The organism is Rummeliibacillus sp. G93 (assembly GCF_023515935.1).
Classification (GTDB): domain Bacteria; phylum Bacillota; class Bacilli; order Bacillales_A; family Planococcaceae; genus Rummeliibacillus; species Rummeliibacillus stabekisii.
In genome coordinates, this window is the sequence record NZ_CP097314.1 from 938,510 (window position 1) to 960,678 (window position 22,169).

Here is a 22,169-nt window from a genome sequence, read left to right on the forward strand (position 1 = left end):
TGAAATTAAAAAAATGCCCCTTTATGTCGGAAATTTCACCTGTTTACCTTTCACCCTTTGACAATTTTTGAAATCTGTCTATGGTATGTTGTTAATAGGCGGGAGGTGGTGAATTGTATGGTGAGGTATTAATATTAATAAACGCCATTTTTAATTACGTTATTCTTTCTTTTACCAACTCAATCTGTTATATGGGAAAAAAGAAAATAAGATTAATGGGAAGCGCATTATTTGCTGGTGCATGGATTGTTATATTTGGTCACCAGTTTCTCATGATGGTCGTCGCATTTTTACTCATGATGATTCTTGCCTTTGGATTTCGTATTCGCCAACTTTGGAAAACTGCTCTGATGTGTTTCATTGCTGCATTATTTGCAGGAGGTCTTTTTACAGCCCTTGAACCATTATTAATTGGACGTTCAGTTATTATACTGATGCTAATAGCAGGAGTTGTTGCCTCATTTAGTTTATTTATTTTAAAAAGCCGGTTATTTGCCTTTACGGGAGATCGCCTTCAACAGCAACTTGTCCAATGGTGTAAAGTTCAATTAGGCGAGATAGATGTTTCTTTAAAATGTTTTATTGACACTGGCAATACGACTGTTGAACCATTATCAGGACGTCCTGTTCATTTTGTGCGTTATCAAGCTATCGAACAATCAATGCCTGAACACTTAAAAATTGCATTGCATAATTGGGATGTTAACGATCCATATAATTTAGATATGTTTCCAAATGAATATAAAAAGAAAGTTGCAGTCATTCCGATTACAACTGTTCAAGAGAAGAAAACATATAGTCTTGCGCTTAAATACGACCAGTGGCAAATATTAAAAGGCAAGCATCACTCCATCGCTCCGGGCTTTTTAATCATAACTCTGCAAAATACTCATTTTCCACAAGAGACAGATGCAATCTTACACTTCACTGCCTTATCGAGAGTTGGCAGTATTTAATGCAAACTACAACTCTTCAGCATAGCTATAGCAGATTTCAATGTACTAAAAAAAGAAGAAGCTTGAATAAAGTTTCACCATATACTTCAATCTTACGAACGGGAGGGCATTTAAATGTTTTTACGATTATGGCGTTGGCTAACAGAAGTAATTGCTAGGTTTAGAGCGACGGGGACATTTTATATTGGCAGTCATGAATCATTGCCGACACCCTTAAAGAAAGAAGAAGAACAGGAAATGATTTTGGCTTTTAAAAATGGAGATATGCATGCAAGAGATGTATTAATTGAGCATAATTTAAGACTTGTTGTATATATTGCAAGAAGATTCGATAATGCGAAAACCCCTATTGAGGATTTAATTAGCATTGGTTCAATCGGCCTTATTAAAGCAATTGAAACATTTAATGCTGATAAAAAAATTAAATTAGCTACATATGCCTCAAGGTGTATAGAAAATGAAATCTTGATGCATTTGCGAAAAACAAGCCGTATGAAAGGTGAAGTGTCTTTAGATGAACCGTTAAATTCAGATGGAGATGGAAATGAATTATTGTTATCTGATATTTTAGGCACAGAAGAAAACCTAATTACAGATGACGTAGAAAAGAAAATCGAACGTCAATATATGTTTCACGCCATTCAAAAATTAGAGGAAAGAGAACGATATATTATGGAATGTCGTTTTGGCTTAGCAGGAAAAGAAGAGATGACGCAAAAGGAAGTAGCGGATCATTTAGGCATTTCTCAATCCTACATTTCTCGTTTAGAGAAAAAAATCATTCATGAATTGCGTACGCATTTAAATCAATTAACGTCTTAACGGTTGAAATTGGTAAGAAAAATCACGCATATAATTATCCCGGACGGACACACTTAATTTACTAACAGTGATTAAGCATCCGGGAGGCAGATTATGCGAACAAAAGTTGAAATTTGTGGTGTTGATACATCCACTTTACCTGTATTGAAGCATGAAGAAATGCGGGAGTTATTTGTCGCATTGCAAAGTGGTCAGGAAGAAGTAAGAGAACAACTTGTGATGGGGAATTTACGGTTAGTGTTAAGCATTGTCGGCCGATTTGCATATCGAGGGGAACAGGCTGATGATTTGTTTCAAGTAGGCTGTATTGGGCTATTAAAGTCAATCGACCACTTTGACCTCTCACATAATGTACGATTTTCAACATATGCAGTACCTATGATTATCGGTGAAATTAGAAGACACTTAAGAGACCACCATCCGGTACGCGTATCCAGATCTTTACGAGATATTGCTTATAAAGCAATGCAAGCAAAGGAACAGTTCCTAACAGAAGAATTGCGGGAGCCTACCTTAACTGATTTAGCTCGTATGACAGGTTTACCCCAAGAAGACATATTGTTTGCACTTGATGCTATCCAAGAACCCATGTCTCTTCATGAGCCGATTTATTCTGATGGAGGAGATCCAGTTTATATGATGGATCAATTAAAGGATCAAAGTGTATCGGAAGATCGCTGGCTAACTTATGTTTCAATTAAAGAAGAAGTTCAGAAATTGGATAAAAGACAACAAAATATTCTCTCAAAACGATATTATTATGGTCATACTCAAACAGAAATAGCTAAAGATCTAGGCATCTCTCAAGCCCAAATCTCTAGGCTAGAAAAAAGCGCGCTAAAAACCATTCAAGAGCATGCAAGCGAAAAGAATTGATTGCTAAGATGCAATGCTTCCATCAGTGAATTAGAAAACGTTCCTTGCTGATGGAGCGTTCCTATTGTTCATGTATAAAGATTCATCTTGCAACTAGGCGGACTGTTGCCACTACATTTTTTGTGTTGAGGAATACAGGTGCCCATACAAGATAAAATTATAAGAAGCATCCATATCAAGAATGGTGCTTCTTTTTCATATATATATACATATAGGAGTTAATCTTTTCATGCAGATTCAACAGACATTCTGAATAGTATGCATGAACCCGCTCTTAATATAAAAAGGGGGAAACTGAATGCGTTTTTCGGATATTCAACGAAAAGAGATTATTGCGGCAAATAGTGGACGGTTTTTAGGATATGTTGAAGATGCAGTTGTCCAAAAAGACACAGGGTATGTTGAAGCGTTTGTCGTGGCAGAACCTAAAAAATTCATTTCTTTCAATTCAGGGCATAAAGAAGCTTTAAAAATACCAATAAAGGATATAGTAGTGGTAGGGAAGGATGTCATCCTAGTTAAAGGATTAGATTGAAGAATTCGGCTATTCATTGATAATTACCAAAAGGCTTGATACAATAGGGTAAAGTTAAATTTCAAGCGGTAGTTACTTTAAAACTCCAACTGCTTGGAAGTGGAAGTATATTGGGATTTGAGACCGATATTTCTATCCTAATTTACTCTTTATTTATATTAAAATTTTGATGTGAAATAAAAACCCTTAAGTGGGATACAAGATTTTTTGAAAAGTCGAGGCTAACATGAACTCAATAATAAATAATTTACATGATATCCAAAAAAGAATGGAAGATGCTTGCAAAAAGGCTGGCAGAAAACTTAGCGATATTACGATAATTGCTGTTACAAAGCAAGTTTCAACAGCTCGGACCAAAGAGGCAATAGAGGCAGGGCTGACCCATTTAGGAGAAAATCGTCCTGAGGGTTTATTAGATAAGCAGGTTGAGATTAAAAATAATGCAACATGGCATTATATTGGTTCTTTGCAAACTAGAAAAGTCCGTAAAGTAATCAATCAGATTGATTACTTACATTCCCTTGACCGCATTAGCCTAGCTGAGGAAATAGATAAACGTGCATCTTCTAATGTCAATTGTTTTGTGCAGGTGAATGTATCTGGTGAGGATTCCAAACATGGTTTAACGCCAGAGGAAGTTTTGCCTTTTATAGAGCAACTATCAATATTCCCTCATATTCGCGTTGTCGGTTTAATGACAATGGCACCTAATACTGAAAATCAAGCAATTATTCGCAGTGTATTCAAATCATTAAAAAATTTACAGTTAGAGATTGCTAGTAAAGGATATAGCTATGCACCATGCACCGAACTTTCAATGGGAATGTCGAATGATTATGAGATTGCCATTGAAGAGGGAGCGACATTTGTCCGTATTGGCACAGCTCTAGTTGGGACGAAAGAAGGGACTCTTAATGAAGGTGAAGGATAAAATCAAAAACTTTTTCTATTTAGAAGAGGAAGAAGAATACGTAGAAGAACAGGCTGTACGCAAAGAACCAATACGCCAGCAAGCTGTGCCGCAACAACAAGCAAGACAGCAACAAGTACAGCCACCAATCGTTAATAGACCTGCTGCTGTTAAGAAGCAGTCTATGAAAGAACGTCAAAAACAAGTTGATTATCCGTCAAATGTCCCGAACCTCGTTAGTATTACACAAAAGACTTCTAAGCTCGTGTTATCAGAGCCGCGAGTCTACTCAGAGGCGCAAGATATAGCTGACAATCTAAAGAATAAGCGGGCAGTGGTTGTAAACCTGCAAAGGATTGAACGCGATCAGGGTATGAGAATTATCGATTTTATCAGCGGAACGATTTTTGCCCTTGGCGGAGATATTAAAAAGATCGGCAAAGATATATTTTTATGTACGCCTGATAACATGGAAGTGGACGGAAATATATCAGAATACTTATATGACGATCAATAGAGGAGAATAATTGTTCATGCTACCATTTACAATAGTGAAGGTTTTTTTTGAGTTCTATTCCATTGCATTAATTATCTATATTTTGATGTCTTGGATTCCTTCAGCGTATGAGTCAGCTGTAGGAAGATTTTTAGCTAAAATATGTGATCCTTATCTGGATTTCTTTAGAAAGTTCATACCACCAATTGGCATGATTGATGTATCACCGATTGTGGCGCTAATTGCTTTAAATTTAATTCAAACAGGCATATTTTATGTACTTAGCTATATAGTGTTTTAAAAAAGAGCCCCTTAAAAGGGCTCTCTTTTACAAGTTGCCACCACCCGAGTGTGGGGCTTTTTTGTTAGATAAGAAATTAAAAGGGAGACACTACAATGGAAGATGTATTTCAACATTTCAGGCCATCGGAGAGAGCCTTTATCGAACAAGTAATCGGGTGGAAAAAAGAAGTGGAGGATCAGTATGCGCCAAAGCTAACCGATTTTTTAGATCCACGCATGAGTCAGATTGTCCACAATATTATTGGGAAGAATGGCGATATACAAGTTTCTATGGCTGGTTTATTTGATGGAGCGGAGCGACAAAGAGCTCTCATTTATCCAGATTACTTTTTACCGTCAGAAGAAGATTTCAACCTAGTTATTTGTCAACTTAGCTATCCTTCGAAATTTGTTCATTTAAAACATCCAGATGTACTGGGCGCCTTATTATCGATTGGACTTGAGCGCTCTAAGTTTGGCGACATACGTGTGGGCTCAGAAACTGTTCAATTTGTTGTGGCCAAAGAAGTGTTTGAATATGTGAGGCTCAATCTGATTAGCGTTGGCCAAGCTAAAGTAGAAGTGGGGCAATTGCCTACGTCTGATACTTTATTGCCTCCTGATGCCGATTGGAAAGAGCAGTCAACAACAACAAGTTCTTTACGTTTAGATACTGTCATAGCTTCGGTTTATCCAATATCGCGCCAGAAAGCAGCTGCGTTCATCAATGGTGGGAAAGTAAAAGTGAATTTTGCCCTATGTGAACAAGTTTCTTTCGAATTGCAAGAATCCGATTTGATATCCATAAGAGGACTCGGCCGCTTTATCATTCAATCAATCGAAGGTAAGACAAAAAAAGATAAATACCGCATGAAAGTAGGGAAAATGGACCGAAAATCGTAATTTTCTTATAAAAATGCAGAATTTGAGTGAACTTCCAAATAGAGAAATGTATAATAATGAGTAAATGTAGTTAAGGAGAGGTGCAAATCATGCCATTATCGCCACTTGATATACATAATAAAGAATTTAGTCGCGGCTTTAGAGGATATAATGAAGATGAAGTAAATGAGTTTCTAGAACAAGTTATTAAAGATTATGAAATAGTGCTAAAAGAAAAAAAGGAGCTTGAGAATAAACTTCTTTCAAGTAACGAACAGATTGGGCACTATAACTCAATTGAAGAAACGTTGCAAAAGTCAATTGTCATTGCACAGGAAGCAGCAGAAGAAGTCCGTCGAAACTCTCAAAAAGAAGCAAAGCTAATTGTCAAAGAAGCTGAAAAAAACGCGGATCGTATAGTCAATGAAGCCCTTTCCAAAGCTCGCCGCATCGCAATGGAAATCGAAGAATTGAAAAAGCAATCAAAAGTCTTCCGCAATCGTTTCAAAATGATTGTCGAAGCTCAATTGGATTTAATTCAATCAGATGATTGGGATCATTTAATGGAATATGAAGTGGATACCGCAGAATTAGAGCATCTGGACCTGCCACAGGATTAGTACTTGACTGGAAGCGTCCATTTTAACTATAATGTCATCATATATAAAAGTAATGATGGAGAGAGTACTTTATAAGTGCCGTCTAGCGATTTAGGGATAGTGGAAGCCTAAACGAAACGCTTATAAAAGAAAATCACTCCTGAACTAGATTGTTGAAAGGGAAGTAGGCAATCTCGTCAACACCGCGTTAAGGTGTCTTAAGCGGCGCTTTTACAGCGCAACTAGGGTGGTACCGCGAGAAATCTCCTCCTCGTCCCTTTTTGGGATGAGGAGTTTTTTTATTTTAAAAATGAGTTTCAAGTAGTCAAGGAGGAATAAAAATGGATTATAAAAATACCCTGTTAATGCCAAAAACAGATTTCCCTATGCGCGGAAATCTACCAAACAATGAGCCGAAAATTCAAGATAAGTGGAAGGATATGGACATCTATACAAAAGTTCTAGAACGTACGAAGGATCGCCCAGCATTCATCTTGCATGACGGCCCTCCTTATGCAAATGGTGATATTCATATGGGCCATGCGCTCAATAAAGTATTAAAAGACATGGTAAATCGCCATCGTTCTATGACTGGGCACTATTCACCATACGTACCGGGCTGGGATACTCACGGACTTCCAATTGAGCAAGCTTTAACAAATAAAGGCGTTGACCGCAAGAAAATGACTGTAGCGGAATTCCGTGAACTTTGTAAAGAGTATGCATACGAACAAGTAGAACGCCAACGTGAACAATTTAAACGCATTGGAGTTCGCGGTGATTGGGAAAACCCATATATCACTTTGAAACCGGAATTCGAAGCGCGTCAAATTGGCGTGTTTGGCGATATGGCTAAAAAAGGCTATATCTATAAAGGATTAAAACCAGTGTATTGGTCTCCTTCAAGTGAATCTGCTTTAGCAGAAGCAGAAATCGAATATAAAGATATTAAATCTCCTTCTATTTATGTTGCTTTTGATGTTTTAGATGGAAAAGGTGTAGTAAATGCAGGGGAAAAATTCATTATTTGGACGACAACACCTTGGACGATTCCTGCGAACCTTGGTATTTCTGTAAATCCTGAATATACGTATGTAGTTGTAAAAGAGAATGGTCAAAAATACATTATTGCGAAAGGATTGCTTGAAGCGGTAGCTGAGAAGCTAGGCTGGGAAAATCCTGAAATCGATCGTGAAATCAAAGGGACGGACCTTGAAAATGTAACGGCGAAACATCCTCTATTTGATCGTGAATCACTTGTTATGCTGGGCGACCATGTAACGCTTGATGCTGGTACTGGTTGTGTTCATACAGCACCTGGCCATGGTGAAGATGACTATCAAGTCGGTAAGCGTTACGGACTGGAAACTTTATCAGTTGTAGATCATAAAGGCTGCTTAACAGAAGATGCGGGCGAGTTTGCTGGTATGTTTTACGATAAAGCCAACAAACCGATCTGCGAAAAATTGGATGAGGCTGGCGCGTTATTGAATCTTACATTCTTTGAACACTCATATCCGCACGATTGGCGTACAAAAAAACCTGTTATTTTCCGTGCTACACCACAATGGTTTGCATCTATTGATAAATTCCGTCCAGAGTTGCTTCAAGCTATCCGTGACACGAATTTTACGCCGGTATGGGGTGAAACTCGCCTGTACAACATGATTCGCGACCGCGGAGACTGGTGTATTTCACGTCAGCGTGCATGGGGCGTGCCAATTCCAGTCTTCTATGCAGAGAACGGGGAAGAAATTATCACTGAAGAAACCATCTCACACGTACAAAAATTATTCCGTGAGCATGGCTCAAATATTTGGTTCCAAAAAACAGCGAAAGAATTGCTACCAGTAGGATTCACGCATGAGGGATCGCCAAATGGAGAATTCACGAAAGAGACAGACATTATGGATGTATGGTTCGACTCTGGTTCATCTCACCAAGGTGTATTAGTTGAACGACCTGAATTACGTTATCCTGCAGACTTGTATTTAGAAGGCTCTGACCAATATCGCGGTTGGTTTAACTCTTCTCTTATCACTTCTGTAGCTATCAATGGCCATGCGCCGTACAAAGGATTGCTTTCACACGGCTTTGTACTTGATGGAGATGGAAGAAAAATGAGTAAATCGCTTGGCAATATCATTGCGCCAAGTAAAGTGATGAACCAATACGGAGCAGATATTTTACGTCTATGGGTAGCTTCTGTTGACTATACAGCAGACGTGCGTATTTCGATGGATATGCTGAAACAAGTGTCAGAAGTATATCGTAAAATCCGTAATACATTAAAGTTCTTACACGGTAATTTACACGACTTTAATCCAGAACAAGACTATGTATCGTATGAAAATTTACGTGAAGTCGATCAATATATGTACATGGAGCTACAAAAGCTGATTCAAACAGTACGTGATGCATACGATCGTTATGAATTTGCGACTGTTTATAAAGCAATCAACAACTTTGTAGCAGCAGAGCTAAGTTCATTCTATTTGGATATTGCAAAGGATGTTGTATATATCGAGGGTGCAGATGCTCAGCCGCGCCGTGCAATGCAATCCGTGATGTATGATACATTAAATGCGTTATTGAAATTATTAACGCCAATCATTCCGCATACAACAGATGAGATGTGGTCTTATCTAAGCTATGCAGATGCTGAAAGCGTCCAATTGACAGATATGCCTGATGCTGTTCAAAAAGAGAATTTCGAACAACTATCAGAAAAATGGACTTCTATTATGGCGATTCGAAACACAGTATTAAAAGCATTAGAAGAAGCTCGTAATGCGAAAACAATCGGGAAATCATTAGAAGCAAAAGTAACAGTCTTCGGTGATGAACAAACGGTTACTCTTTTACAGGATCCACAAATCAATTTTGCTCAGTTGAACATTGTATCAGAATTTGTTGTAGGCGGAGTTGTTGATAACGCACCTGCAGATGCATTGAAAGTTGAAAATGTTGCTGTTGTAGTCGAAAAAGCAGAAGGTGAAAAATGCGAACGCTGCTGGACGATTTCAAAAACAGTCGGTGAAAATCCTGCTCATCCAACACTTTGCGCACATTGTGCAGATGTAGTGGAGAATTACTATAGCGAAGCTGAATAATAGCAGTAAACAAAAAGCCGTTCACGAAATGTGAGCGGCTTTTTGCATTTAATCATTGTCATGAATCAAGCAATATAAGGATTTTTGACTTGAATGTATGGTGTGTTTTTCTCTTGCGTCTATTATATGATAGAATAGGTTAGATTCGGCAGTAAACGGAGGGTTTGCCATGTACAAATATTATGGTATAGCGATTTTGGTCATTATACTTGATCAGTTGTCAAAATGGAGCATTGTGGAGAATATGAAATATGGAGAGAGCATCTCGCTAATAGATCCTTATTTTGGGCTATACTCCCATCGTAATCGCGGAGCAGCATGGGGAATGCTGCAAGGACAATTTTGGTTATTTGCATTAGTCACCATTATTGTGATTTTGGGCATCATTTATTATTATCACAAAGAAGGAAAGGGAAAACCACTGTTCCAAGTGAGTTTGATGTTGCTGCTGGGCGGAGCAATTGGCAATTTTATTGACCGAGTATTCCGAGGAGAAGTAGTCGATTTCGTACATGTGATCATCCCAGTGATTAATTATGATTTCCCTATATTTAATATTGCAGATGCAGCGTTAACATTTGGTGTTATTATGCTCATACTATATATAATCTTCGAAGGAAAAATAGAAAAGAAAAAGGTGAAGTAATGTCAGTCACATATACGATAACAAATGAAATGCAAGGTGAACGTATTGATAAAGCCCTTGCATCAATTCAACAAGATTGGTCACGTACTCAAATTCAAGGTTTTGTACAAGAGGGCCTGGTAGTTGTAAACGGAAGTCCCATCAAAGCCAAATATAAAGTCCAAGAGGGTGACGAAATCACAGTAACACCGCCTGAACCTGAACCTTTAGAAATTATCGCAGAAGATCTTAATTTAGACATTGTTTATGAAGATAGTGATGTGCTAGTAGTTAACAAACCAAAAGGTATGGTCGTCCACCCTGCACCAGGACATACGACAGGGACTTTGGTGAATGGTCTGATGTACCATTGCAAAGATCTTTCAGGCATAAATGGTGTGATGCGCCCAGGAATCGTACATCGAATTGATAAAGATACGTCTGGCTTATTGATGGTGGCCAAAAATGATAAGGCGCATGAATCACTTGTTCAACAATTGGTTGATAAAACAGTAACGCGCCGATATACTGCGCTTGTACATGGACATATTCCTCATGATAAAGGTACGATTGACGCACCAATTGGACGAGATCAAAAAGACCGCCAAAAGATGGCAGTTGTCGATCAAGGAAAACACGCAGTTACACACTTCCAAGTAGCTGATCGATTTGGTGTTGACTATACGTTAATCCAATGCCGACTTGAAACTGGAAGAACACATCAAATTCGTGTGCATTTGAATTATATTGGTTACCCGTTAGTAGGCGATCCAAAATACGGACCAAAGAAAACGATTGATTTCGGCGGACAAGCGTTGCATGCAGGCATTTTAGGTTTTATTCATCCCATAACAAAAGAGTATATGGAATTCCAAGCACCTCTGCCTGAGGATTATCAAGAACTCTTGAAAGAATTAAAAAGCAACTATTGACATCGTCAATGTGAGGGCATATACTAATTGCAGTGAAAAGTTAATATTCACCTTTAAGAACAGTCCAGAGAGGCTGAAAAGGGATGCGATGAATGTGAAGTTCGTATGCAGTAACTGCTTACTTGACAATCTATCAGTATACCTATAACCTCTTGGGCCATTCGCTCAAGAGTTTTTTTATGCAAAGAATTTCAACGAAAGGAGAACCATAATGAAGAAAAAAGCAGAACTATTAGATCAAGCTGCAATGAATAGGGCGATTACCCGTATTGCACATGAAATTATTGAACGCAATGAAGGGATCGATGAATGTATCCTTGTTGGAATTAAAACGAGAGGCGCATTTTTGGCCAAACGATTAGCTGAAAAAATTAACTTAATTGAGAAAAAAGAAATTCGTTCTGGTGAATTAGACATTTCCTTATATCGCGATGATCTAACAGTTAAAACAGACAATGGCGAAGCCTTAGTGAAAGACGTTGACATAACGTATGATGTATCAAATCAAAAAGTCATCTTAGTAGATGATGTTCTATATACAGGGCGTACAGTACGAGCAGCAATGGATGCCGTGATGGATATTGGCAGACCATCACAAATCCAATTGGCGGTTTTAGTAGACCGCGGCCATAGAGAATTGCCGATACGAGCAGACTTCGTAGGTAAAAATATTCCTACGGCTAGCAATGAAAGAATTGAAGTCAACATGGTAGAAGCTGATCAAACAGACGTAGTAGCTATTTACGAATAACAGTAGTTTTCTTAGAATGTGAGGAATATTGAGATGTCAAATGCAGTATTGGATATTAACGACAAACCTTCGGGAGGACAGTTAGTTACACTTAGTTTGCAGCATATGTTTGCAATGTTTGGTTCAACTATCCTTGTCCCAACATTAACAGGCTTGTCACCAGCCATCGCTTTATTAACAAGTGGAATAGCAACAATTATATTCTTGCTTGTAACACGCTTTAAAGTACCGGCTTATCTAGGATCATCATTTGCCTTTATAGCGCCGATCCAAGTAGCATCAGCAACAGGAGACGGACCGGGTAGTGCGATGATCGGTGCAATGGCGGTAGGGCTTGTATATGGGATTGTATCCTTATTAATTTGGAAAACAGGATACAAGTGGATTATGAAATTATTGCCGCCTATCGTAGTAGCGCCTGTCATCATGGTCATTGGTTTAGGGCTTGCAGGAACTGCTGTCCATATGACGATGTACGAAACAGTGGGAGACAACAAAGAAGTGTATAGCGCAGCTTACTTTGTTATCGGTTTGATCACGCTAGCTATTTCAATCCTATGCAATAACTTCTTTAAAGGTGTTATTAGCACTATGCCGATACTTATCGGATTGATTGGCGGTTATATTGCTTCACTGATCTCAGATGCGGTGTTTAATACCCACCTCATTAACTTTAGTAAGGTAGTAGAAGCAAAATGGTTTAAAACGCCAGACTTCCTGATACCTGGAGTTGATTATGAATTCCATGTCACATCTACATTGCTGCTGGCAATGGTGCCGATTGTCATTGTGACAATCTCCGAACATATCGGGCATCAGCTTGTTTTAGGAAAAGTAGTTCACCGCAATTTTATTAAAGACCCTGGTTTAAACCGGTCCTTGCTTGGTGATGGACTAGGCACACTCATCAGTTCATTGATTGGTGGTCCACCTAAAACGACTTATGGTGAAAATATCGGTGTCCTTGTATTAACACGTATTTTCAGCGTATGGGTGATTGGTGGTGCGGCAGTATTCGCCATCCTCCTTTCATTCTCAGGTAAACTAATGGCACTTGTTGGTACGATTCCTACTCCAGTTCTTGGTGGTGTATCAATCCTGCTCTTCGGGATTATTGCTTCAAGCGGTTTACGCATGCTTGTCGAGAATAAGATTGATTTTGATGATAAGCGTAATCTTGTGATTGCATCTGTCATCTTAATCTTAGGAATTGGCGGAGCAAAGCTAGCATTTACCAAAACGTTTTCCATTGAAGGCATGGCTCTTGCAGCAATCATTGGTGTTCTTCTAAACTTTATACTACCAGGTAAAGCTCAGCCAGATCTTGAGATGGAAAGAGAAGAGATGGAAATGAAAGAAAATTCAATTGAATAATTTGTAGCAGTACCTTTTAAGGGTTGTCCAGAGAGGCACAGAAGGGTGATTCGATACGATAAGCATGCATAAAGTATACAAGCTTATTTTGTCATATCCTTCAAAAGCCTCCTTGAAATTCCAAGGAGGCTTTTAGTTTAATACAAAACTAGGAGGCAAAATGATGAAAAACTTATTATCGATGGAGCAAGTATCAATACAACAAATTGAGGATATTTTAACACGAGCAGCTGAGCTTGAGGCAGGAGCCAAACCACAGCTTGCACAGAATGCAATGGTTGCCAACCTCTTCTTTGAACCAAGTACAAGAACAAAGGTAAGTTTTGAAATTGCCGAGCGCAAACTAGGTGCCACAGTGATACCTTTTGAATCAGGTTTCTCAAGCACACTGAAAGGTGAAACGCTTTACGATACAGTGAAAACATTAGAATCTATGGGAATCGACGCAGTTGTCATTCGCCATAACCAAGATGCTTATTATGAAGACCTGTTGCCGGGAATTAATATACCAATCATCAATGGTGGAGACGGAACCGGACAACATCCATCACAATCTCTACTCGATCTCTATACTATCTTTAAAGAGTTTGGCCGATTCAAGGGCTTAAATATCACAATAGTAGGAGACATCTCACATAGCCGCGTAGCAAAATCCAATATGATTTCACTTAAAAGATTAGGCGCAAACGTACAATTAGTTTGCCCAGAACAATGGCAAGGAGAATTCCCAGAGGCGAATAATGAATGGGGCGATCTTCATAAAACAAGTGATGTGATTATGCTGCTACGTGTCCAAAACGAACGAAATGTTACATATGAAGGATACAGCACTGAAAACTATCATCAACAATACGGCTTGACAGTAGAAAGAGAAAGTATGATGAAAAACAATGCGATTATTATGCACCCTGCTCCTTTCAACCGCGGAGTAGAAATTGATTCCGACCTAGTAGAGTGTGAACGTTCACGAATTTTCGAAGCGGTAAATAACGGAGTTTACATTCGAATGGCAATCTTAGAAACTATCTTAAAGGAGAGAAAATACAATGACAGTGTTACTTCAAAATTTGCAGTTAGTAGATAAGAACGGAAATCTTTATGCAGGGGAAATATTCGTTGAGGATGGGAAGATTGCAGCAGTCGGCGAGAAATTAAATGTGCAGGCAGATGAAATAATAGATGGGAAAGGATATATGGCATCACCTGGTTTTGTGGATGTCCACGTTCATTTGAGAGAACCAGGCTTCGAACATAAGGAAACCATTGAAACAGGTTCTCTTTCAGCCGCAAAGGGTGGTTTTACAACCATTTGTGCGATGCCAAATACCAAGCCAGTTCCGGACTCAGTTGAGAATTTAGCGTTGATTAATGGATTAATTGAGCAGAGCGCGATCGTGCGTGTTCTGCCTTATGGTTCATTAACTGTTGATCAATCGGGTGATGCTCGCACAGATTTAAAGGCGCTGAAGGCACACGGAGCTGTTGCTTTTTCAGATGATGGAGTAGGCATACAAGAAGCGAGAACAATGTATGAACAAATGAAGGATGCAGCTGCTCTCAATATGACTGTAGTTGCACATTGTGAAGATAACTCATTAATTTATGATGGAGTAATGCATGAAGGTAAACGCAATTTAGAATTAGGATTGCCTGGTATTCCTTCTATTTGCGAGTCTGTCCAAATTGCACGAGATGTATTGCTTGCTGAGGCTGCAGGCGCGCATTACCATGTATGCCATGTATCCACAAAAGAATCTGTACGCGTAGTGCGGGATGCCAAAGCAGCAGGAATCCACGTAACAGCGGAAGTTTGCCCGCATCACCTACTTTTAGAAGAGATGGATATTCCAAGCGATGATGCTAACTGGAAGATGAATCCGCCACTTCGTGCTAACGAGGATTGGCTGGCTCTACATGAAGGACTACTAGACGGCACCATCGATTGTATAGCAACGGACCATGCGCCACATACAAAAGAAGAAAAATGTTGTGGCATGGTAGGAGCTCCATTTGGAATTGTGGGCTTCGAAACAGCATTTCCTCTTTTATACACACAATTTGTGAAAACAGCAAAATGGACATTGCGCCAGTTGATTGACTGGATGACCGTAAAACCAGCTCAACTATTCAACTTGCCATATGGCACACTTGGAATCGGTGAGTCCGCGGATCTAGTCTTAATTGATATCGAAAATGAGAAAACAATCGATGCAGAAGAGTTTCTGTCTAAAGGAAGAAACACCCCGTTTAACGGCTGGAAAGCAACAGGCTGGCCAATGCTTACAATGTGTGAAGGCAAAATTGTTTGGGAGGATGGATCATGCTAAAAAGAAAACTGATCTTAGAATCGGGCGAAGTTTTTGAAGGCATTGCTTTCGGCAGTGAAACAGAATCAGCTGGTGAAGTCGTGTTTACAACAGGAATGACCGGCTACCAAGAAACGATTTCAGATCCATCTTTTTGCGGACAGATTGTGACCATGACTTACCCTTTAATTGGCAACTACGGGATTAATCGAGATGACTTTGAAGCCATCTCGCCTGCAATCAAAGGTTTTGTTATCCACGAATTGGCAACAGTACCTTCAAACTTTCGCAATGAAGGAACATTGGATGAATACCTAAAAATGAAAGGCATTCCAGGTATCCAAGGGATTGATACAAGAAAACTGACACGCCTGATTCGTAAGGAAGGTGCTGTCAAAGGCTATCTTTCAAAAGCTGGAGAAGAAATCAATCTAGAGGAAATAATAGAATGGCTTAACGCTGTAAAGTTTCCAACGAATCAAGTTGCACAAGTTTCAACACAAAAGGCGTATCCATCTCCTGGTCGCGGTAAACGTGTCGTGTTAATCGATTTTGGAATGAAGCACGGGATACTGCGAGAGCTAAATAAGCGAGATTGTGATGTGATAGTTGTACCTTATAACTCAAGTGCAGAAGAAATAATGACCTATCAGCCAGATGGAATCATGCTGTCTAATGGTCCTGGAGACCCAATGGATGTTCCTGAAGCTATCGAGACGATCAAAGTACTAATCGGTAAGGTACCAATGTTCGGTATTTGCTTGGGCCATCAGCTTTTCGGACTTGCCTCTGGAGCTAAGTCATTTAAGTTGAAATTTGGTCATCGAGGTGCAAATCATCCTGTCAAAGATTTAAGGACGGGACGGACAGAACTTACATCGCAAAACCATGGATTCGCAATTGATATGGATTCACTTCAAGGCACAGACTTAGAAGTAACGCATATCGCATTAAATGACGGCACATGCGAAGGGATGCGCCACAAAAAACACCCAGTATTCACCGTGCAATATCATCCAGAAGCTTCACCTGGTCCAGAAGATCCCAACCACCTGTTTGACGAATTTATCGAGCTAATGAACAACAGTACGAGAGAGGAGCAATTGCAACATGCCTAAACGCCATGACATTCAATCCATCCTAGTAATCGGTTCAGGTCCTATTATTATCGGTCAAGCTGCAGAATTTGACTATGCAGGTACACAAGCTTGCTTGGCATTAAAAGAAGAGGGGTATAAAGTAATCCTCATCAACTCCAACCCGGCAACAATAATGACGGACACAGAGATTGCTGACACTGTTTACATCGAACCTATTTCGTTAGAGTTCGTATCACGCATTCTGCGTAAAGAACGTCCAGATGCAATTCTGCCGACGCTCGGTGGGCAGACCGGTTTGAATATGGCAATTGAATTGCATAAGTCAGGAATATTAGATGAACTTAGCATAGAAATTTTAGGGACAAAGTTAGACGCAATCAACCAAGCGGAAGACCGCGATCTATTTCGCAGTCTTATGCAAGAGCTTGGTGTTCCAACGCCCGAATCAGAAATCGTACATACATTAGAAGAAGCTAACACATTTGCCAGCCGTATAGGTTATCCCATTATTGTTCGCCCCGCCTTTACATTAGGTGGTACAGGCGGCGGCATCTGCCATGATGAGCAGGAATTGAAAGAAACTGTAGCGTCAGGCCTAAAATATTCACCTGTTACACAGTGCCTGCTTGAAAAATCGATTGCAGGATACAAAGAAATTGAATATGAAGTGATGCGTGATTCAAAGGACAATGCCATCGTTGTTTGCAACATGGAAAATGTGGATCCTGTCGGCATACATACAGGAGATTCAATCGTTGTAGCACCTTCCCAAACATTATCGGACCGTGAGTACCATATGCTCCGAAATGTATCGCTGAAAATTATCCGTGCACTCGGTATTGAAGGTGGTTGCAATGTTCAGTTAGCACTAGATCCATACAGTTTCAATTACTACATTATTGAGGTTAATCCTCGAGTTTCTAGATCATCAGCTCTTGCTTCTAAAGCAACAGGATATCCTATTGCAAAACTGGCGGCAAAAATTGCAGTTGGATTAACTCTCGATGAGATGATTAATCCTGTGACAGGTAGAACATATGCGTGCTTTGAGCCAGCACTAGATTATATCGTGGCAAAAATTCCGCGCTTTCCTTTCGATAAATTTGAAACAGCTAAGCGAAACTTAGGGACTCAAATGAAAGCAACTGGAGAAGTTATGGCAATTGGTCGCACCTTTGAAGAAGCCATTTTAAAAGCTGTGCGCTCATTGGAGACAGGCCAAAAACATATAGAGTTAAAAAATGCAGATGATTTAACGGGTGAACTGATCGAAAAGCGGATAACAAAAGCAGGAGACGAGCGGTTATTCTTTATAGGTGAAGCTTTAAGACGTGGCATAACAATCGAGCAAATTCATGATTGGAGCAAGATCGATCTTTTCTTCCTTCATAAATTGAAAAATATCATTGACTATGAAAAAGTGATAAAAGATAACCCACAAAATGATGAAGTGCTCAAAAAAGCTAAAACAATAGGTTTTGCAGATGAAATAATTGCAAGGCTCTGGGGCATGACAGAGAGAGAAGTATATGATTACCGAAAAGAAAACCGTATTCTACCGGTCTATAAGATGGTAGATACATGCGCGGCAGAGTTCGAATCAGAAACACCCTACTTCTATGGGACATACGGTTCTGAGAATGAATCAATACGGTCAAACCGTGAATCTGTCATCGTACTCGGTTCAGGACCCATCCGCATTGGACAGGGTGTGGAATTCGATTATGCAACTGTGCACTCGGTGTGGGCAATACAAGAAGCAGGATATGAAGCAATCATTATAAATTCAAACCCGGAAACCGTATCAACAGACTTTTCGGTCTCAGATAAACTATACTTTGAGCCGCTAACGATTGAGGATGTCATGCACATTATTAATCTAGAACAGCCACTAGGGGTGGTAGTCCAATTTGGGGGCCAAACGGCAATTAATCTGGCAGAGCAATTAGAAGAGAGAGGCGTGAAGATACTAGGTACAACACTCGATTCGATTGACAGAGCAGAATCACGAGACCGTTTTGAGGAAGCACTGCATGAATTAGGAATTCCTCAACCAAAAGGGAAAACAGCAACAAATTCGCATGAGGCTGTAGCCATTGCAGAGGAAATAGGGTACCCAGTCCTTGTGCGTCCATCTTATGTGCTTGGTGGTAGAGCGATGGAAATAGTGTACAACAGCAAAGAACTAAAGCATTATATGGAAAATGCTGTTGAAGCTTCACCAGAACATCCTGTATTGATTGATAGATATCTGACGGGAAGCGAGATTGAAGTAGACGCCATTTGTGACGGAGAAAACGTGCTCATTCCAGGCATCATGGAACATATTGAACGTGCTGGAGTGCATTCAGGAGATTCGATTGCCGTTTATCCGCCGCAAAACTTAGCCCAAAAGCATATTGATACATTAGTAGATTACACGACACGTTTAGCAAAAGGTTTGGGGATCAAAGGCTTAATGAATATCCAATATGTCATTTCTAAAGATGTGGTCTATGTAATTGAAGTTAACCCACGTGCATCAAGAACAGTTCCTTTCTTGAGCAAGATTACAAATATCCCTATGGCCAATGTTGCGACAAAAGCAATCCTAGGAGAGTCGATTATTGAGCAAGGTTATAAAGCAGGGCTTGCACCTTCTAAAATTGGTGTGTTTGTAAAAGTGCCGGTGTTTAGCTTTGCAAAACTTCGTCGTGTCGATACCACATTAGGACCTGAAATGAAATCTACAGGCGAGGTAATGGGGAAAGACAGCACATTAGAAAAAGCGTTATATAAAGGCTTTGTAGCAGCAGGAATGAAAATAGCCGATCATGGTTCCGTCTTGATGACTGTGGCGGATAAAGATAAAGCAGAGGCGGTAGAACTGGCTGAACGATTTATGAAAGTAGGTTACTCAATCCTTGCCACACCAGGGACAGCAAAGACGCTGGAAAGTGCAGGGATTCAATCAACCGTTGTGGATAAAATCGGATCAAGCGAGAAAACGTTGCTTCATGTCATCCAAAATGGAGAGGCTCAGTTAGTCATTAATACACTGACAAAAGGAAAACAGCCTGAGCGAGACGGTTTTAGAATACGCCGTGAAGCAGTAGAAAATGGTATACCTAGCTTCACATCACTAGATACAGCAGCAGCTATTCTCCAAGTCATAGAATCTATGACTTTTACAGCAACAGCAATGCCAAAAGCAGAGTTAGAGGTGTCCTTATGATTCAACAAGAAAAAATGGAAGTCATTCATCATCGATCTATAGCAACAAATATTTATGAGCTGGTCTTGCATGGCCAGCTTGTAAATGAAATGAAAAACCCTGGACAATTTGTGCATATTCGAGTGTCAGATAGTTATGAACCTCTGCTCAGAAGGCCAATTAGCATCTGTTCAATTGACCAAGAAAACTTAGAATGTACATTGCTATATCGTGCAGGAGGAAGAGGAACGCAGCTGCTCTCTTTAAAGCAGCCAGGCGATATGGTGGACGTGCTAGGACCATTAGGAAATGGATTCCCACTAGATGCCAGCAACTCTGGTGAAACGGCATTACTAATCGGGGGAGGTATCGGTGTGCCACCGCTCTATGAATTGGCATCTAGATTACAGCAAAAAGGGGTACGCACGATCCATGTCCTTGGTTTCCAGTCAATCGGTGATGTTTTTTATGAAGAACAATTTAAGGCTCTTGGTGAAACACATATTGTTACAGCGGATGGAAGCTACGGCTCAAAAGGGTTTGTAACAGATTTATTAATGCAAGAGAAACCTGAATTTGACGTTTTCTATAGTTGCGGCCCTACGCCAATGCTAAAAGCAATTGAACAAACGTATCCTGATAAATTAGGATTTCTATCTTTCGAAGAGCGTATGGGATGTGGAATTGGTGCTTGCTATGCCTGCGTGTGCGAAACAACTGACGCTGTGTCGCAAGATTATTTAAAAGTATGCAGCGATGGACCCGTTTTTAAGAGAGGAGTTGTAGCACTATGAACCGCCTTCAAATAGAACTTCCAGGTTTATCATTGAAAAACCCGATCATTCCAGCTTCCGGGTGCTTTGGCTTTGGCCAAGAGTTTGCGAATTTATACGATTTATCAACATTAGGTGCAATTATGATTAAAGCGACGACGCTGGAGACTAGAAGAGGAAATCCTACGCCGCGTGTAGCTGAAACATCATCAGGTATGCTGAATGCTATTGGTCTTCAAAACCCTGGGTTAGAGCATGTGCTGGAGCATGAACTTCCATGGCTTGAACAATTTGATGTGCCCATTATTGCGAATGTTGCTGGCACAGAAATGACCGATTATGTAGCGGTTGCAGAAAGAATATCAACCGCCAACAATGTGAAGGCGCTTGAACTAAATATCTCTTGCCCCAATGTAAAATGTGGAGGTATTCAATTCGGCACTGATGCCAAAACAGCAGGTGAGTTGACTGCAGCCGTAAAGGCTGTTTCTGAAGTCCCTGTTTATGTTAAGCTTTCACCTAATGTCACGAATATAGTTGAGATTGCCAAAGAAGTAGAGGCAAGTGGGGCAGATGGAATTACAATGATTAATACACTAGTTGGTATGCGCCTACACCCTTCAACTGGCAAGCCTATTATTGCAAATGGTACAGGTGGACTTTCGGGCCCAGCCGTGAAGCCTGTGGCGATTCGAATGGTTTATGAAGTCAGTAAAGAAATTTCGATTCCGATTATTGGCATGGGTGGCGTAACAAACGCTGAGGATGTTATTGATTTTCTATCAGCCGGAGCGAGTGCTGTCGGAGTAGGAACAGCAAACTTTGTGGACCCATTTGTTTGTCCAAAAATAATCGAAGAGCTTCCTCAAAAACTAGATGAGATAGGATACAGCAAACTAACAGATTTGATTGGAAGGAGCCATCGTTAAATGACAGATAAGCCTATTATTGCCTTAGACTTCCCAGGGGAAGAAGACGTTTTTGCCTTTTTAGAACAATATAATGAACCTCTATACGTAAAAATAGGTCTAGAACTTTTTTTACAAGAAGGTAGTTCAATCATAAAAAAAATAAAAGATTTAGGACATGAAATTTTTCTAGATTTAAAATTGCACGATATACCAAACACAGTTAAATCAGCTATGCGCGGGTTAGCAAGATTAGGTGTTGATATGGTAAATGTACATGCTGCAGGCGGTAGTGAGATGATGAAAGCAGCACTTGAGGGGTTGCAAGAAGGAACTCCAGAGGGAAAAAAGAGACCTCTACTAATCGCTGTTACACAACTTACTTCTACAACGGAAGAAGAAATGCAAAAAGAGCAAAAGATCATGACAACGCTTGAGGAATCAGTGTTGAATTATGCACTTTTAACAAAAGATGCAGGCCTTGATGGTGTTGTTTGCTCTGTTTTGGAAGCAAAGGCAATCGAAGAAGCTTGCGGCAAGGAATTTTTAAAAGTCACACCTGGTATTCGTTTAGAAGGCGGCGAAGCGCATGACCAGAAACGGATTGCCACACCAGTAGTTGCAAGAGAAAAAGGCTCGACACATATTGTCGTAGGCAGAGCGATTACGCAAAGTGTGGATTCAGTAGAAAGCTATCATACGGTTTTAGAGCAATGGGGAGGACAATAATATGACA

General features: G+C 39.9%; 21 protein-coding genes and 1 other annotated feature. All 21 genes read left to right on the forward strand.

All coding sequences use genetic code 11. The features are described 5' to 3' along the window. The first annotated feature begins 113 nt into the window (after positions 1-113). The 21 genes from M2M59_RS04640 to pyrF all read left to right on the forward strand — a co-directional run bounded on the left by M2M59_RS04640 (position 114) and on the right by pyrF (position 22,162). Positions 114-956, forward strand: coding sequence for a sigma-E processing peptidase SpoIIGA (locus M2M59_RS04640; RefSeq protein ID WP_249775646.1), 843 nt, complete (start codon positions 114-116; stop codon positions 954-956). 114 nt (positions 957-1,070) lie between these two features. Continuing rightward, positions 1,071-1,778, forward strand: coding sequence for an RNA polymerase sporulation sigma factor SigE (gene sigE / locus M2M59_RS04645; protein ID WP_066785219.1), 708 nt, complete (start codon positions 1,071-1,073; stop codon positions 1,776-1,778). A gap of 93 nt (positions 1,779-1,871) precedes the next feature. Beyond that, positions 1,872-2,654, forward strand: a complete 783-nt coding sequence (sigG, locus tag M2M59_RS04650; RefSeq protein ID WP_066785222.1) for an RNA polymerase sporulation sigma factor SigG — start codon at positions 1,872-1,874, stop codon at positions 2,652-2,654. Between the two features lie 298 nt (positions 2,655-2,952). Further along, positions 2,953-3,189 carry a PRC-barrel domain-containing protein gene (locus tag M2M59_RS04655; RefSeq protein ID WP_147194253.1) on the forward strand — a complete coding sequence of 79 codons (237 nt, stop codon included), beginning with the start codon at positions 2,953-2,955 and terminating at the stop codon, positions 3,187-3,189. A 226-nt stretch (positions 3,190-3,415) separates the two neighbouring features. Next, complete coding sequence (locus M2M59_RS04660) at positions 3,416-4,120, forward strand: YggS family pyridoxal phosphate-dependent enzyme (RefSeq protein ID WP_249775647.1); 705 nt, start codon at positions 3,416-3,418, stop codon at positions 4,118-4,120. Next, complete coding sequence (locus M2M59_RS04665; RefSeq protein WP_066785231.1) at positions 4,104-4,616, forward strand: cell division protein SepF; 513 nt, start codon at positions 4,104-4,106, stop codon at positions 4,614-4,616. Before M2M59_RS04660 ends, M2M59_RS04665 begins: the two co-directional genes overlap by 17 nt. Before the next feature lie 16 nt (positions 4,617-4,632). Beyond that, the gene (locus M2M59_RS04670) at positions 4,633-4,896 is read left to right on the forward strand and encodes a YggT family protein (RefSeq protein WP_066785234.1); all 264 of its coding nucleotides are present in this window, start codon (positions 4,633-4,635) and stop codon (positions 4,894-4,896) included. Between the two features lie 95 nt (positions 4,897-4,991). Further along, positions 4,992-5,780 carry a YlmH family RNA-binding protein gene (locus tag M2M59_RS04675; protein ID WP_147194248.1) on the forward strand — a complete coding sequence of 263 codons (789 nt, stop codon included), beginning with the start codon at positions 4,992-4,994 and terminating at the stop codon, positions 5,778-5,780. Between the two features lie 89 nt (positions 5,781-5,869). After that, positions 5,870-6,379, forward strand: coding sequence for a DivIVA domain-containing protein (locus M2M59_RS04680; RefSeq protein WP_066785239.1), 510 nt, complete (start codon positions 5,870-5,872; stop codon positions 6,377-6,379). A 43-nt stretch (positions 6,380-6,422) separates the two neighbouring features. Then, positions 6,423-6,640 (forward strand) — a binding site (T-box leader). 59 nt (positions 6,641-6,699) lie between these two features. Next, positions 6,700-9,471: an isoleucine--tRNA ligase gene (ileS, locus tag M2M59_RS04685; protein ID WP_249775648.1), complete on the forward strand. Its 2,772-nt coding sequence runs from the start codon at positions 6,700-6,702 to the stop codon at positions 9,469-9,471. A gap of 169 nt (positions 9,472-9,640) precedes the next feature. Next, positions 9,641-10,117, forward strand: coding sequence for a signal peptidase II (gene lspA, locus M2M59_RS04690; RefSeq protein ID WP_066785246.1), 477 nt, complete (start codon positions 9,641-9,643; stop codon positions 10,115-10,117). After that, positions 10,117-11,028 carry an RluA family pseudouridine synthase gene (locus M2M59_RS04695; protein WP_147194244.1) on the forward strand — a complete coding sequence of 304 codons (912 nt, stop codon included), beginning with the start codon at positions 10,117-10,119 and terminating at the stop codon, positions 11,026-11,028. Before lspA ends, M2M59_RS04695 begins: the two co-directional genes overlap by 1 nt. Before the next feature lie 211 nt (positions 11,029-11,239). Further along, positions 11,240-11,779, forward strand: coding sequence for a bifunctional pyr operon transcriptional regulator/uracil phosphoribosyltransferase PyrR (gene pyrR / locus M2M59_RS04700; protein WP_066785252.1), 540 nt, complete (start codon positions 11,240-11,242; stop codon positions 11,777-11,779). A 33-nt stretch (positions 11,780-11,812) separates the two neighbouring features. Further along, the gene (locus M2M59_RS04705; RefSeq protein ID WP_249775649.1) at positions 11,813-13,153 is read left to right on the forward strand and encodes a uracil-xanthine permease family protein; all 1,341 of its coding nucleotides are present in this window, start codon (positions 11,813-11,815) and stop codon (positions 13,151-13,153) included. Positions 13,154-13,316: 163 nt separating this feature from the next. Then, entirely contained in the window at positions 13,317-14,237 is a 921-nt protein-coding gene (locus M2M59_RS04710) for an aspartate carbamoyltransferase catalytic subunit (RefSeq protein ID WP_147194240.1), read from the forward strand. Further along, complete coding sequence (locus M2M59_RS04715; protein WP_249775650.1) at positions 14,200-15,480, forward strand: dihydroorotase; 1,281 nt, start codon at positions 14,200-14,202, stop codon at positions 15,478-15,480. The genes M2M59_RS04710 and M2M59_RS04715 overlap by 38 nt, the downstream gene beginning before the upstream one ends. Continuing rightward, positions 15,474-16,577 (forward strand): glutamine-hydrolyzing carbamoyl-phosphate synthase small subunit, encoded by a 1,104-nt coding sequence (gene carA / locus M2M59_RS04720; protein ID WP_249775651.1) that lies wholly within the window; start codon positions 15,474-15,476, stop codon positions 16,575-16,577. The genes M2M59_RS04715 and carA overlap by 7 nt, the downstream gene beginning before the upstream one ends. After that, positions 16,570-19,773, forward strand: a complete 3,204-nt coding sequence (gene carB, locus M2M59_RS04725; protein ID WP_249775652.1) for a carbamoyl-phosphate synthase large subunit — start codon at positions 16,570-16,572, stop codon at positions 19,771-19,773. The genes carA and carB overlap by 8 nt, the downstream gene beginning before the upstream one ends. Then, positions 19,770-20,546, forward strand: a complete 777-nt coding sequence (locus M2M59_RS04730) for a dihydroorotate dehydrogenase electron transfer subunit (protein WP_249775653.1) — start codon at positions 19,770-19,772, stop codon at positions 20,544-20,546. The genes carB and M2M59_RS04730 overlap by 4 nt, the downstream gene beginning before the upstream one ends. Further along, positions 20,543-21,454 carry a dihydroorotate dehydrogenase gene (locus tag M2M59_RS04735; RefSeq protein ID WP_249775654.1) on the forward strand — a complete coding sequence of 304 codons (912 nt, stop codon included), beginning with the start codon at positions 20,543-20,545 and terminating at the stop codon, positions 21,452-21,454. The genes M2M59_RS04730 and M2M59_RS04735 overlap by 4 nt, the downstream gene beginning before the upstream one ends. Beyond that, entirely contained in the window at positions 21,455-22,162 is a 708-nt protein-coding gene (gene pyrF, locus M2M59_RS04740; protein WP_249775655.1) for an orotidine-5'-phosphate decarboxylase, read from the forward strand. Positions 22,163-22,169 lie beyond the last annotated feature (7 nt).